A 13,257-nucleotide genomic window follows, 5' to 3' on the forward strand; every position below is an offset into this window, starting at 1 on the left:
CTAAAAATCCAGGCAGACCTATAACAACCGGGACCGCGCCATGTCTGCCAACGTTGCCTACCTGCAGCAATCCCAGGCGCTGGATCAACTCCAGATCCTGTTCGACGCCCAACGTCGCGCCTATGCCGCCAACCCGATGCCGCCGGCCGCGCAACGCCAGCAATGGCTCAAGGCTCTGCGCGATGTGCTCAGCGATGAACGCCAGGCGCTGATCAATGCGATCAGCCAGGACTTCAGCCATCGCAGCGCGGACGAAACCCTGTTCGCCGAACTGATGCCCAGCCTGCACGGCATTCACTACGCGACTAAACACCTCAAAGGCTGGATGAAACCTTCTCGGCGCGCTGTAGGCATTGCCTTTCAGCCCGCGTCGGCCAAAGTCATTTACCAACCGCTGGGGGTGGTGGGCGTCATCGTGCCATGGAACTACCCGCTGTACCTGGCTATCGGTCCGCTGGTCGGAGCCTTGGCCGCCGGCAACCGGGTAATGCTCAAGCTCAGCGAATCCACGCCGGCCACCGGCGAACTGCTCAAGGCATTGCTGGCAAAAATCTTCCCCGAGGACCTGGTGTGCGTGGTGCTCGGCGAAGCTGACGTCGGCGTGGCGTTTTCCAGGTTGCGTTTCGATCATTTGCTGTTCACCGGCGCCACCAGCATCGGCAGGCATGTGATGCGGGCCGCCGCCGAACACCTCACCCCGGTCACCCTGGAGTTGGGCGGCAAATCGCCGGCCATTGTTTCCGCCGATGTGCCGCTCAAGGACGCCGCCGAACGTATCGCCTTCGGCAAGGCCTTGAACGCCGGCCAAACCTGCGTGGCGCCCGACTATGTGCTGGTGCCGGAGGAACGTGTGGACGGTTTTGTCGAGGCTTACGCCAACGCGATTCGCGGGTTTTATCCGACCCTGGCCGACAACCCGGACTACACCGCCATCATCAACGAGCGGCAACTGGCCAGGCTCAATGCCTACGCCAAGGACGCCACCGACAAGGGCGCCACCCTGATTCCGCTTTACGACCAGGGCCAGGCACGCCGTATGGCCCATAGCCTGCTGCTGAATGTGAGCGACGACATGACGGTCATGCAGGACGAGATCTTTGGTCCGCTATTACCGATCGTGCCCTATCGCGGCATCGACCAGGCCTTTGCCTACATCAACCAACGCCCTCGCCCGCTGGCCCTGTATTACTTCGGCTACAACAAACGCGAACAGGACCGTGTGCTCCACGAGACCCACTCCGGTGGCGTGTGCCTGAACGACACCCTGCTGCACGTGGCCCAGGACGACATGCCATTCGGCGGCATCGGCCCCTCTGGCATGGGCCACTACCACGGCCACGAAGGTTTCCTGACGTTCAGCAAGGCCAAGGGCGTGCTGGTCAAACAGCGTTTGAACGCGGCGAAGCTGATCTACCCGCCCTACGGGAAAACCATTCAGAAGTTGATCCAGAAGCTGTTTATTCGCTGATAACCTCACCTGCGGGACAATAAAAACAATGAACCCCAGCCTGACTGAAACACCTGCGCTGTCGCGGCGCGGCGTCTTGAAAATCGGCCTGTGCGCCAGCGCATTCCTGGCCACCGCCGGGCTGGGGGCGAGCCTCAGCGGCTGCTCAAGCAGCACGCCGGCCAGCGGCTTTGCGCTGTTGCGGACCAGTGACCTGCCATTTTTGCGCGCGGTCATCCCGGTACTGCTGGAAGGCGCAGCCAGCGCCCAGGCCATCAGCGCCGGGATTGAAGACACCCTGAAAAAGCTCGACTACAGCCTGCAGCACCTGTCACCCGAGATGTTCAAGCTCACCCAGCAGCTGTTCGACGTGCTCGGCATGGGCATTACCCGAGGCCCGCTGACGGGTATCTGGGGCAGTTGGGAAAACGCCAGCGCGGAGCAGATCCGCAACTTCCTGCAGCGTTGGGAAAACAGCTACCTGAACCTGCTGCGCATGGGCCAGGGCTCGCTGCTCAAGCTGGTGACCATGGCCTGGTACTTCCGGCCCGAGTCCTGGGCCCATTGCGGCTATCCCGGCCCGCCGAAAATCTGATTTGCATCCCCGACAATAAAAACCAGAGACGAACCTGATGCCCGTACCCGATCTATTCCGCGACGGCATGGCCCGCGGCTGGAAAACCCACAACGGCGCCGCCCTCGACAGCGACCTGACCCTGGAAGCCGACGTAGCCATCATCGGCAGCGGCGCCGGTGGCGGCACCACCGCTGAAATCCTCAGCGCCGCTGGCTACAAGGTGCTGTTGATCGAAGAAGGCCCACTCAAGACCAGCAGCGATTTCAAGCTGCTGGAAGACGAAGCCTATGCCAGCCTGTACCAGGAAGGGATCGGCCGCATGAGCAAGGACGGTGCGATTACCATCCTGCAGGGCCGGGCGGTGGGCGGCACCACGCTGATCAACTGGACCTCCAGCTTCCGCACACCGGATGCCACCCTCGCCCATTGGGCCAGCGACTACGCGGTGAAGGGCCATAGCAGCGCCGAGATGGCGCCGTGGTTCGAGACCATGGAGCAGCGCCTGGGCATCGCGCCATGGGCCCTGCCGCCCAATGCCAACAACGACGTGATCCGCAAAGGCTGCGAAAAGCTCGGCTACAGCTGGCACGTGATCCCGCGCAATGTGCGCGGTTGCTTCAACCTGGGTTATTGCGGCATGGGCTGCCCGGTCAATGCCAAGCAATCGATGCTGGTGACCACCATCCCCGCCACGCTGGAGAAAGGCGGCGAGCTGCTCTACCTGGCTCGCGCCGAGCGCCTCAAATACAGCGGCGACATGATCAGCAGCCTGGAATGCGTGGCCATGGATAAGCGCTGCGTGGCGCCTACCGGCCGCAAGATCACCGTGAAGGCCAAACACTACGTACTCGCGGGCGGCGGCATCAACAGCCCGGCATTGCTGATGCGCTCGGGCGCGCCCGACCCGCATTCACGCCTGGGCAAACGCACCTTCCTGCACCTGGTGAATTTCTCCGCCGGGTTGTTCGACGAGGTGATCAACCCGTTCTACGGTGCGCCGCAGTCGATCTATTCCGACCACTTCCAGTGGCAGGACGGCACCACCGGTAAAATGTCCTACAAACTAGAAGCTCCGCCCCTGCATCCAGGACTGGCTACCACCCTGTTCGGCGGCTACGGCGCGCAGAACGCCCTGGACATGAGCCAATTGCCCCACACCCACGCCATGCTCGCGCTATTGCGAGACGGCTTTCACCCCGACAGCCCTGGCGGCGCAGTGGAATTACGCGGTGACGGTACGCCGGTGCTCGACTATCAGGTCTCGCCCTATGCCTGGGACGGCCTGCGCCGGGCCTTCCACAGCATGGCCGAGATTCAGTTCGCGGCGGGCGCCAAATCGGTCAAGCCCCTGCATCACGACGCCCGGTACGTGAATAACCTGGCAGATGCACGTAGTTTGATCGACGGTTTGAGCCTCGAACTGCATCGCACCACCCTGGGCAGCGCCCATGTGATGGGCGGTTGCGCCATGGGCGAAGACCCGACAAACGCAGTGGCCGATAGCCTCGGTCGCCATCACCAACTGCGCAACCTGTCGATTCACGACGGCTCTCTGTTCCCCACCAGCATTGGGGCAAATCCCCAATTGTCGGTGTATGGATTGACTGCCCAACTGGCGTCGGCTTTGTCCGAACGTCTGAAAACAGCGTGAAAAATCGCAGGATTCACGGCATCTATCTACATAAGTCGACTTGGCCGACCGGGATGGCTGCGATACCATCCGGTTCCCCAACGGACTCCGCCAGGACGACGCGATGAACCGAGTGTTGTACCCAGGTACCTTCGACCCGATTACCAAAGGCCATGGCGATCTGGTCGAACGCGCCTCTCGCCTGTTCGACCATGTGATCATCGCGGTTGCCGCCAGCCCCAAGAAAAACCCGCTGTTCCCGTTGGAACAACGCGTGGAGCTGGCCCGTGAGGTCACCAAGCACCTGCCTAACGTAGAAGTGGTGGGCTTTGCGACGCTGCTGGCGCATTTTGCCAAGGAGCAGAATGCCAATGTGTTCCTGCGTGGCCTGCGCGCGGTGTCGGATTTCGAATATGAATTCCAGCTGGCCAACATGAACCGCCAACTGGCGCCGGACGTGGAAAGCCTGTTTCTGACGCCGTCGGAACGTTACTCGTTCATTTCCTCGACGTTGGTGCGCGAAATCGCTGCTTTGGGCGGAGATATCACTAAGTTCGTGCATCCGGCCGTTGCGGATGCGCTGACGCTACGCTTCAAGAAGTAAGACCGCTCAACCGGCGCCCGCTCGCGCTGCGGGCGCCAATGCGGCACAATTGCGCGCATTAGTTTTCAGATGCCTTGGCTGACGGCCCTGGCAGGAGTTTTCATGTCCCTGATCATCACCGACGATTGCATCAATTGCGACGTCTGCGAACCCGAGTGCCCGAACGCTGCAATTTCCCAGGGCGAAGAGATCTACGTGATCGACCCCAACCTGTGCACCCAGTGCGTCGGCCACTACGACGAGCCCCAGTGCCAGCAGGTGTGCCCGGTGGATTGCATTCCATTGGATGAAGCCCATCCGGAGACGGAAGAGCAGTTGATGGAGAAGTACCGGAAGATTACCGGTAAGGCTTGAGGCTATTCAGCGCCTGTAAGGGCCTCATCGGGGGCAAGCCCCCTCCCACATGTGAACGCATTTCAAATGTGTGAGGGGGCTTGCTCCCGATGGCGGCATCAGCCATCACACAGCAATCAGCTCTGGCACTTGGGACAAAACACACTCGCCCGCTGCCCCAGCACCACATTGCGCAACTCGGTCCCGCAGACCTTGCACGCCGCGCCGCCCCGGCCATACACGAACAATTCCTGCTGGAAATACCCCGGCTGCCCATCGCCACCGATAAAGTCGCGCAACGTGGTACCGCCGCGCTCGATGGCAGCCGCCAGCACGCGCTTGATCTCGATCGCCAGCTTCAGATAACGCCCCCGCGATATACCGCCCGCCGCGCGACGCGGATCGATTCCCGCCGCAAACAGCGCTTCCGTCGCATAGATATTGCCCACGCCCACCACCACCGCGTTATCCATGATGAACGGCTTGACCGCCATCGACCGCCCACGGGACAGCTGGAACAAGCGCTCGCCATCAAACAGCGCGGTCAACGGCTCCGGCCCCAGGCGGATCAGCAGCGCGTGGTTGTGCGGGTCCTGGCTCCAGAGCATCGCGCCAAAGCGCCGGGGGTCGGTGTAGCGCAGGGCCAGGCCGGATTCCAGCTCGATATCCACATGTTCATGCTTGGCCGCAGGCATGCCGACTTCAACCAGGCGCAGGTTGCCCGACATGCCCAGGTGGCTGATCAAGGTGCCCACTTCGGCATTGATCAACAGGTACTTGGCGCGCCGCTCCACCAGCACGATGCGCTGCCCGGACAGGCGCACATCGAGGTCGTCGGGAATCGGCCAGCGCAGGCGGCGCTCACGCACCACCACCCGGCTGACGCGCTGGCCCTCCAGGTGAGGGGCAATCCCGCGCCGGGTGGTTTCGACTTCTGGTAACTCAGGCATGTGTACCTCGGGAAGAAAGGCTCAGTGCGCGCCCAGCTCGCGGATCGACAACTTCAGGCTTTCGAAGTCGTAGTCCGACAGGCCCACGTAATCCAGTACCAGATGGCCGATCGCCTCCCATTCACGGTCGACGGTCTGGTTGCCCAGCACGCGATAGGACGAACAAATGTGCTCGGCCATTTTCAGGATCGCCAGCAGATTTTTGAGGGCCGGGTTACGCGACGATTCATCGCTGAAAATCGCCAGGGCGTTGTGGTGATTGGCGATGGCGTCGGTCACATGCTCCGGCAGGCGCCAGGATTTGGCGGTGTAGTATCCCACCACGGCATGGTTGGTGTTGAACGCGTTGTTCTCGGTGTCGACCACGCGGCAATCCGGGCCGGCATTGGCGTAGCCCTGCTCCAATACCGTCATGTAGTTGGGGAACCGCTTGAGCATCAGCGGTACGCCGCAATCGTGGAACAGGCCCAGGGCATAGGCTTCGTCGACCGCTTGAGCGCCGGTGCGCTTGGCCAGGGTCAGGCAGGTCATGGCCACGTCCTGGGCCGTGTCCCAGAAGCGGTTGAGCGTGACGATGGTGTCATCGCTCATCTCGCCTTTGATCGACAACGCATTGATCAGGTTGATCACCGAGCGGCTGCCCAGCAGGTTCACCGCGCGCTGGATCGAAGCGATCTTGTTGCTCAGGCCGTAATACGGCGAGTTGACGATTTTCAGCAACGCACCGGACAGGCCCGGGTCCTGGGCGATCAAACGGGCGATCACTTCCAGGTCCGGGTCGGGCATGTACTGTTCCATCTGCAAATCCACCATGATTTGCGGCTGGGGCGGCACGCTGATGCCTTGCAGCACCTGCTGAATCTGTTCGGCGGAAAGCTCTTGGGACATAAGTACACACTCTGGGCTAGGCGGGGATTCTAACCCTTATGCAGACGTGGCCGACACCCAAATGCCCGATTGAAACCGGACTTAATGTGGGAGGGGGCTTGCTCCCGATAGCAGTGGATCAGTCAGCTCATCTGTTTCTGACATACCGCTATCGGGAGCAAGCCCCCTCCCACATGTCCGGCGGCGCCGCCAAGTCATACACAACACGGTATACTCCCGCTCTTTTTTCCGGAGCGACGTCATGTCCCTGCCAAGCCTGCGTCTCAAAGCCAACGCCGATCGTCGTTTGCGCAACGGCCACCTGTGGGTCTACAGCAACGAAATCGACGTGGCCGCCACCCCACTCCACGGCTTCCAGGCAGGTGACCAGGCTATCCTGGAAGCAGCCGGCGGCAAGACCCTCGGCATCGTGGCCATGAGCCCGAACAACCTGATCTGCGCCCGCCTGCTGTCGCGCGACATCAAGTTGCCGCTGGACAAGTCGCTGCTGGTGCACCGCATCAACGTCGCGCTGTCGCTGCGTGATCGCCTGTTCGACAAGCCGTTCTATCGCCTGGTCTACGGTGATTCCGACCTGCTGCCAGGTTTGGTAGTCGACCGTTTCGGCGACATCCTCGTCGTGCAGATTGCCTCGGCGACCATGGAAGCCCATAAAGAAGACGTGATCGCCGCCCTGACCCAAGTGCTCAAGCCGAGCGGCATCCTGTTCAAGAACGACTCCGCCGCGCGCGACGCCGAAGGCCTCAACCGCTACGTCGAAACCGTGTTCGGCCTGGTGCCGGAGTGGGTAGCGCTGGAAGAAAACGGCGTGAAATTCGAAGCCCCGGTGATCCAGGGCCAGAAAACCGGCTGGTTCTACGACCACCGCATGAACCGCGCACGCCTGGCGCCGTATGCCAAGGGCAAGCGCGTACTCGACCTGTACAGCTACATCGGCGGTTGGGGCGTGCAAGCCGCGGCTTTCGGCGCCAGTGAAGTGTTCTGCGTCGACGCCTCCGCTTTCGCCCTCGATGGCGTCGAGCGCAATGCCGCGCTGAACGGCGTCGCCGAGAAAATGACCTGCATCGAAGGCGACGTGTTCGAAGCGCTCAAGGAACTCAAAGCCAGCGAAGAACGCTTCGACGTGATTGTCGCCGACCCACCCGCCTTCATCAAACGCAAGAAAGACATGAAAAACGGCGAAGGCGCCTACCGCCGCCTGAACGAGCAAGCCATGCGCCTGCTCAGCAAGGACGGCATCCTGGTCAGCGCCTCGTGCTCCATGCACCTGCCCGAAGACGACCTGCAAAACATCCTGCTGACCAGCGCCCGCCACCTGGACCGCAATATCCAGATGCTCGAACGCGGCGGCCAGGGCCCGGACCACCCGGTGCACCCGGCAATTGTCGAGACGCGCTATATCAAGAGCATTACCTGCCGGTTGTTGCCGAACAGCTAAGACCGGAACCTCCCCTGTAGGAGCGAGGGCTAGCAGCCTCGCTCCTACAGGAAAGGCGTACACCACTATGGGACGCCGCCCACAGTAGATTTGATTGAATTCCACTTTTCGCAGACTAGTATCGTTTTCTGGTTTTACTCCGGAAAATAAAAACAATGTCTGGACCCACCCTCTCCCGCTCTATCCTCATCACCTGCATTTCCCTGATCAGCTTCTTCCCGATCAATATCCTGCTGCCCTCTTTCCCCGCACTGGCAACCCGGTTCGACACGCCCAGCGCAGACATCGCGCTGTCGATCAGTCTGTTCACGCTGGTGTTTTCGATCTCGCAACTGGTCGCCGGCCCGCTGTCGGATAAATGGGGGCGCAAGGAAGTGCTGCTCGTCTGCATCACGCTGTCGATCTTCGGGGCAATAGGCTGCGCAATGGCCTCGGATTACCTGACGTTCCTGCTGTTTCGCACGGTGCAGGCCATGGGCTGCGGCTTCTTCGTACTGGGTCACGCGCTGGTGGAGGACCTGTTCGACGAACAGGACCGCGCCCGGGTACGCCTCTATTACATGACCCTGAGCGGCTCGTTTGTTGCCCTGTCGCCACTGATCGGCTCCTGGCTGCAAACCACCTTCGACTGGCAAGGGAGCTTTTATGGGTTTGCGCTCATGGCCTTGGGCATGTTGATCCATGCGTTTTGCGTCCTGCCTTCCAAGGCTGCCGGCCAGCATCGCGCGACCATCTCGATCCTAGGCACGCTCAAAGCCGTCGCCACCAATCGCGACTTCCTGCGCTATTGGTGGATCGCCGCCCTGGTGTTTGCCTGCTACTTCGCCTTGATCAGCGTGACACCGCTGATTTTCATGGACGCGCTAAAGCTGTCCGAATATCAATATGCGCTGGTGCTGATGGTGTACGGCGTGGCCTACCTGCTCGGCGGCGTTGCTGCCTCGTACCTGCAAAAACGTATGGCGCTGTCCCGGCAAATCAATATCGGCCTCGGATTACTGCTCGTCGCGGGTATTCTGCTGACGCTGATCGTCATCTTTGAAGCCATTACCACGGCAACCCTGCTCATCCCGATGCTGATCAGCGCACTGGCAGTCACCCTGGTTCGCCCCGCTGCCATTTCGGCGGCGATGTTGTTGTTTTCCAGCAGCGCGGGGACCGCGGCGTCGGCGGGTAATAGCATTATGTTCCTCACCGCCGCCATCAGCAGCGCAGCACTTGCGCAAACCGGCAGTCATTTGCTGATCACGATTGCCTTGAGCTTTATCATTTTCAGTCTGTGGGGTTGGCTGACCAATGCGCAGATCAGGCACTGACGCTTTCCCCTGTAGGAGCGAGCTTGCTCGCGAAAAACTCATACACGACGCGGGCTACCTGATAGCGCTGCGTTATCGTTGACGTTCTTCGCGAGCAAGCTCGCTCCTACAAGTGAAGGTGCGTCATATCCAGATGGCATCCCATAGCGGGTATTGACCAATGTGCTCGACCAAACCAGCACGCAAAGGATTCGCGACGATATAGCGGGCCATTGCTTTCAAGTCCTCCTCGCGACGCAGTGCCCGATCGAAATAGCCTTTTTGCCAAAGCGTCCCGTAAGAGCACCTCGCACTGTTGATCGCGCGGGCACTTCGCGACTTGGTGATTCGCATCAGTCTTGGCAAGTCGCCATTGTGCAGTTCGACCAACCAATGAAAATGGTCAGGCATCACGACCCAGGCCAGCGAGGTCGCCTCACCGTCTTCCTGAGCTTTCCTGAATTCGCTGACGAGCAGGCGACCCGTGCGCCAGTCCTGAAAAATTGATTGTCGTTGGTAGGTAACAGCCGTGATCAGGTACACGCGGCCCGATTCTGAATAGCGCCCATTGCGCAGCCGATGAGCATTTTGCTGGGTGGACATTCCTTCGTCCTCTTCTGTGATTGGAAGAGAAACGGTAGAGGGCGCAGTGTTTACTGGCCTTTAAACAGTAGTTCTGAATATTTCTCGCGCCTGTAGGAGCGAGCTTGCTCGCGAAAAACCAACAGGCGACACGGACTACCTGATAGCGCTGCGTTATCGTTTACGTTTTTCGCGAGCAAGCTCGCTCCTACAGGAAGACGGTGTAGAATCGGGCCTATTCATCGCCAGTCATCCCCCGGCGGGTTTATGAGCTCAAGGCCAATGCGCACGGCGATCCCGTCACGTTTGCGGCAACTTCCGGACACCAGTGCCATTTTTCGGGTGTTCCAGACGTCAATAGAAGCTCACTTCCCTTAAGTACCTGATTAGCCGCCCGGAGTGCTCCATGCCAGATTACCGCTCGAAAACATCCACCCACGGCCGCAACATGGCCGGCGCCCGCGCATTGTGGCGTGCCACGGGGATGAAAGATGACGACTTCAAGAAGCCGATCATCGCGATTGCCAACTCGTTCACCCAGTTCGTACCCGGCCATGTCCACCTCAAGGACCTGGGCCAACTGGTCGCCCGCGAGATCGAACGCGCCGGCGGCGTGGCAAAGGAATTCAACACCATCGCCGTGGACGACGGCATCGCCATGGGCCATGACGGCATGCTGTACTCGCTGCCGAGCCGCGAGATCATCGCCGATTCCGTGGAGTACATGGTCAACGCCCACTGCGCCGACGCCATCGTGTGCATCTCCAACTGCGACAAGATCACCCCCGGCATGCTGATGGCCGCCCTGCGCCTGAACATCCCGGTGATCTTCGTCTCCGGTGGCCCGATGGAAGCCGGCAAGACCAAGCTTGCCTCCCACGGCCTCGACCTGGTCGACGCCATGGTCATCGCCGCCGATTCCAGCGCTTCTGACGAGAAGGTCGCGGAATACGAGCGCAGCGCCTGCCCGACCTGCGGTTCATGCTCCGGCATGTTCACCGCCAATTCGATGAACTGCCTGGTGGAAGCCCTGGGCCTGGCCTTGCCGGGCAACGGCTCGACGCTGGCCACCCACAGCGACCGTGAGCAACTGTTCCTGCAGGCTGGCCGCACCATCGTCGAGCTGTGCAAGCGCTACTACACCGAGAACGATGAGTCGGTATTGCCGCGCAATATCGCCAACTTCAAGGCGTTCGAAAACGCCATGACCCTGGACATCGCCATGGGCGGTTCCACCAACACCATCCTGCACTTGCTGGCTGCCGCCCAGGAAGCCGAGATCGATTTCGACCTGCGCGACATCGACCGTCTGTCCCGTCACGTGCCGCAACTGTGCAAGGTCGCGCCGAACATCCAGAAATACCACATGGAAGATGTGCACCGCGCCGGCGGGATCTTCTCGATCCTGGGCTCCCTGGCCCGTGGCGGCCTGCTGCACACTGACCTGCCGACCGTGCACAGCACGTCCCTCGCCGAAGGCATCGCCAAGTGGGACATCACCCAGACTGACGACGAAGCTGTGCACACCTTCTTCAAGGCAGGCCCTGCAGGCATTCCGACCCAGACCGCGTTCAGCCAGTCGACCCGCTGGGACACCCTGGACGACGACCGTGAAAACGGCTGCATCCGCAGTGTCGAGCACGCCTATTCCCAGGAAGGCGGCCTGGCCGTGCTGTACGGCAACATCGCCCTCGACGGTTGCGTGGTGAAGACTGCCGGTGTGGACGAGTCCATCCACGTGTTCGAAGGCCGCGCCAAGATCTACGAAAGCCAGGACAGCTCGGTGCGCGGCATCCTGGCTGACGAAGTCAAAGAAGGCGACATCGTGATCATCCGCTACGAAGGCCCTAAAGGCGGCCCGGGTATGCAGGAAATGCTCTATCCAACCTCGTACCTCAAGTCCAAAGGCCTGGGCAAAGCCTGCGCCCTGCTCACCGACGGCCGCTTCTCCGGCGGCACCTCGGGCTTGTCTATCGGCCACGCTTCGCCGGAAGCCGCTGCCGGCGGCGCGATCGGCCTGGTGCAGGATGGTGACAAGGTGCTGATCGACATCCCGAACCGCTCGATCAACCTGTTGATCAGCGATGAAGAACTGGCCGCACGCCGGGTCGAGCAGGACAAGAAAGGCTGGAAGCCGGTGGAGAAGCGTCCGCGCAAAGTCACTACCGCGTTGAAGGCTTACGCCCTGTTGGCGACCAGTGCCGACAAAGGTGCCGTGCGTAACAAGGCGATGCTCGACGGGCTGTAAGCCTCGCCCATAAAAGTGCCCCGCACTTGGCGGGGCATTTTTTTGCCTGGAGATAAACCCCAAGACCGATGAAGATCAAATGTGGGAGGGGGCTTGCTCCCGATAGCAGAGTGTCAGGCAATATATGAGCTGCCTGACCCACCGCTATCGGGAGCAAGCCCCCTCCCACATTTACCGATGTACACCCGTGATTACTGAATATCCTCCGGCTTGACGATCACCCAATTCTTGTCCGCCGTCACCGGCAACCCTTCCTTGGCCTGCGCCGCCGCATGCTTGGCCATCATGCCGTTGAGCTGGGTCATGTATTTGTCCTTGCGGTTGATCCACAAGTGAATGCCACCCTTGGCCACGTCCACATCGTGGAACAGCATGTAACCGTCGCTGGTCGGGGTGTCGCCGCCGACAAGCACCGGTTTTTTCCACTCGTCGATGTACGTGAGGATCGCCGCGTGTTTGCCGGCCATCCAGGTCGCCGGGGTCCACAGGTACGGCGTGAGTTCCAGCCCGAGGTTGGCCTTCTCGTCGTATTTGCCGGCGGCGATCTGTTTGCGCGCGGTGGTCAGTTCGCCCGTGCTGCGGTCTTTGAGCAGGGTGGTCACGCCGATGACGTTTTCGGGCTTGACGTTGTAGCCGTACTTCGGATCGGCGGCGACCATGCGCACCAGTTCTTCCGAGGCGGCAGTCATCACATACACGTCGATGCCGTTTTCCATCAGCTTGTTGTACAGCTCGGCCTGGCCGGTGAAGACTTTCGGTGGCTGCACTTCGGATTTCTTCACCGCGTCGCCTTCAAAATAGGTGACGGGCACAGGCTTGCCGGAGGCCATCAACTCGTCGACCTGGACCTTGAGTTCCTTGAGGGTGAAGCCGGAAAACACTTGGGCCACCCACGGGTAGCACACCATGTCGTCCACTTCGCAGAGGCGATAGTAGTAGCTGAACAGGCTTTCCTTGTGGTCGGCGGTGTCTTTGAACGGCATCAGTTTGAGCGAAGGGTCGAGGCTGTCGCGGGTGATCAGGCCCTTGTTCTCCATGTACGGCAGCAAGGATTCTTCAAGGTCGTAGCGGTAGCTGGTGTTGTCCATGTCGAACACCGCGAAATTGCCCTTGTTGGCATTGGCAGCGATCATCTCGTTCAATTGTTTGGCGGCAGGCGCCGGCCAGTGTTTCAACTCGGTAGCGGCCAGCGCCTGGCTGGCGAGCCCGAGGCAGAGAGCGGCGGCAAGCAATTTCGGCGCGAGCTTCATAAGCGTTCCTTCCTG

11 protein-coding genes and 1 pseudogene are annotated in these 13,257 nt (G+C 60.8%); 8 read left to right on the top strand and 4 right to left on the bottom strand.

Going from position 1 to position 13,257, the window contains the following annotated elements:
• Positions 1-25: 25 nt before the first annotated feature.
• The 5 genes and pseudogenes from C4J85_RS25725 to C4J85_RS25745 form a co-directional block, all read left to right on the top strand.
• Positions 26-1,468: pseudogene (locus tag C4J85_RS25725) on the top strand (coniferyl aldehyde dehydrogenase); the annotation flags it as partial.
• 28 nt (positions 1,469-1,496) lie between these two features.
• The gene (locus C4J85_RS25730) at positions 1,497-2,042 is read left to right on the top strand and encodes a twin-arginine translocation pathway signal protein (RefSeq protein ID WP_124411007.1); all 546 of its coding nucleotides are present in this window, start codon (positions 1,497-1,499) and stop codon (positions 2,040-2,042) included.
• Positions 2,043-2,079: 37 nt separating this feature from the next.
• Entirely contained in the window at positions 2,080-3,675 is a 1,596-nt protein-coding gene (locus tag C4J85_RS25735) for a GMC family oxidoreductase (protein ID WP_124368711.1), read from the top strand.
• Between the two features lie 103 nt (positions 3,676-3,778).
• The gene (coaD, locus tag C4J85_RS25740; RefSeq protein ID WP_049711086.1) at positions 3,779-4,258 is read left to right on the top strand and encodes a pantetheine-phosphate adenylyltransferase; all 480 of its coding nucleotides are present in this window, start codon (positions 3,779-3,781) and stop codon (positions 4,256-4,258) included.
• Positions 4,259-4,360: 102 nt separating this feature from the next.
• A complete protein-coding gene (locus C4J85_RS25745) occupies positions 4,361-4,612 on the top strand; it encodes a YfhL family 4Fe-4S dicluster ferredoxin (protein ID WP_003195146.1) in 252 nt (83 codons plus the stop codon).
• Between the two features lie 116 nt (positions 4,613-4,728).
• On the opposite strand, the gene mutM is transcribed toward C4J85_RS25745, so the two are convergent.
• Together mutM and C4J85_RS25755 are read right to left on the bottom strand one after the other, a co-directional pair.
• Entirely contained in the window at positions 4,729-5,541 is an 813-nt protein-coding gene (gene mutM, locus C4J85_RS25750; RefSeq protein WP_124368712.1) for a bifunctional DNA-formamidopyrimidine glycosylase/DNA-(apurinic or apyrimidinic site) lyase, read from the bottom strand.
• A gap of 21 nt (positions 5,542-5,562) precedes the next feature.
• Positions 5,563-6,375, bottom strand: coding sequence for an HDOD domain-containing protein (locus C4J85_RS25755; protein WP_177413585.1), 813 nt, complete (start codon positions 6,373-6,375; stop codon positions 5,563-5,565).
• A 295-nt stretch (positions 6,376-6,670) separates the two neighbouring features.
• On the opposite strand from C4J85_RS25755, the gene C4J85_RS25760 reads away from it, so the two are divergent.
• Positions 6,671-7,867 (top strand): class I SAM-dependent rRNA methyltransferase, encoded by a 1,197-nt coding sequence (locus tag C4J85_RS25760; protein WP_053127951.1) that lies wholly within the window; start codon positions 6,671-6,673, stop codon positions 7,865-7,867.
• Between the two features lie 155 nt (positions 7,868-8,022).
• Positions 8,023-9,183 (top strand): MFS transporter, encoded by a 1,161-nt coding sequence (locus C4J85_RS25765; RefSeq protein ID WP_124411009.1) that lies wholly within the window; start codon positions 8,023-8,025, stop codon positions 9,181-9,183.
• A 123-nt stretch (positions 9,184-9,306) separates the two neighbouring features.
• Here the strand turns inward: C4J85_RS25765 and C4J85_RS25770 are convergent, their stop codons facing one another.
• The gene (locus tag C4J85_RS25770) at positions 9,307-9,765 is read right to left on the bottom strand and encodes a transposase (protein WP_124408438.1); all 459 of its coding nucleotides are present in this window, start codon (positions 9,763-9,765) and stop codon (positions 9,307-9,309) included.
• A 385-nt stretch (positions 9,766-10,150) separates the two neighbouring features.
• Between C4J85_RS25770 and ilvD the strand changes: the two genes are divergently transcribed.
• Positions 10,151-11,992 (top strand): dihydroxy-acid dehydratase, encoded by a 1,842-nt coding sequence (gene ilvD, locus C4J85_RS25775; protein ID WP_057723488.1) that lies wholly within the window; start codon positions 10,151-10,153, stop codon positions 11,990-11,992.
• A 191-nt stretch (positions 11,993-12,183) separates the two neighbouring features.
• Here the strand turns inward: ilvD and C4J85_RS25780 are convergent, their stop codons facing one another.
• Complete coding sequence (locus tag C4J85_RS25780; protein ID WP_124411010.1) at positions 12,184-13,242, bottom strand: haloacid dehalogenase-like hydrolase; 1,059 nt, start codon at positions 13,240-13,242, stop codon at positions 12,184-12,186.
• Positions 13,243-13,257 lie beyond the last annotated feature (15 nt).

The sequence above is a fragment of the Pseudomonas sp. R4-34-07 genome (assembly GCF_003852375.1).
Classification (GTDB): domain Bacteria; phylum Pseudomonadota; class Gammaproteobacteria; order Pseudomonadales; family Pseudomonadaceae; genus Aquipseudomonas.

What these genes read in the sequence shown, in the direction of transcription:
- C4J85_RS25730 (WP_124411007.1), top strand. Translation starts at nt 1,497, where the DNA reads ATGAACCCCAGCCTGACTGAAACACCTGCGCTGTCGCGGCGCGGCGTC.
- C4J85_RS25735 (WP_124368711.1), top strand. Translation starts at nt 2,080, where the DNA reads ATGCCCGTACCCGATCTATTCCGCGACGGCATGGCCCGCGGCTGGAAA.
- coaD (WP_049711086.1), top strand. Translation starts at nt 3,779, where the DNA reads ATGAACCGAGTGTTGTACCCAGGTACCTTCGACCCGATTACCAAAGGC.
- C4J85_RS25745 (WP_003195146.1), top strand. Translation starts at nt 4,361, where the DNA reads ATGTCCCTGATCATCACCGACGATTGCATCAATTGCGACGTCTGCGAA.
- mutM (WP_124368712.1), bottom strand. Translation starts at nt 5,541, where the DNA reads ATGCCTGAGTTACCAGAAGTCGAAACCACCCGGCGCGGGATTGCCCCT.
- C4J85_RS25760 (WP_053127951.1), top strand. Translation starts at nt 6,671, where the DNA reads ATGTCCCTGCCAAGCCTGCGTCTCAAAGCCAACGCCGATCGTCGTTTG.
- C4J85_RS25765 (WP_124411009.1), top strand. Translation starts at nt 8,023, where the DNA reads ATGTCTGGACCCACCCTCTCCCGCTCTATCCTCATCACCTGCATTTCC.
- C4J85_RS25770 (WP_124408438.1), bottom strand. Translation starts at nt 9,765, where the DNA reads ATGTCCACCCAGCAAAATGCTCATCGGCTGCGCAATGGGCGCTATTCA.
- ilvD (WP_057723488.1), top strand. Translation starts at nt 10,151, where the DNA reads ATGCCAGATTACCGCTCGAAAACATCCACCCACGGCCGCAACATGGCC.
- C4J85_RS25780 (WP_124411010.1), bottom strand. Translation starts at nt 13,242, where the DNA reads ATGAAGCTCGCGCCGAAATTGCTTGCCGCCGCTCTCTGCCTCGGGCTC.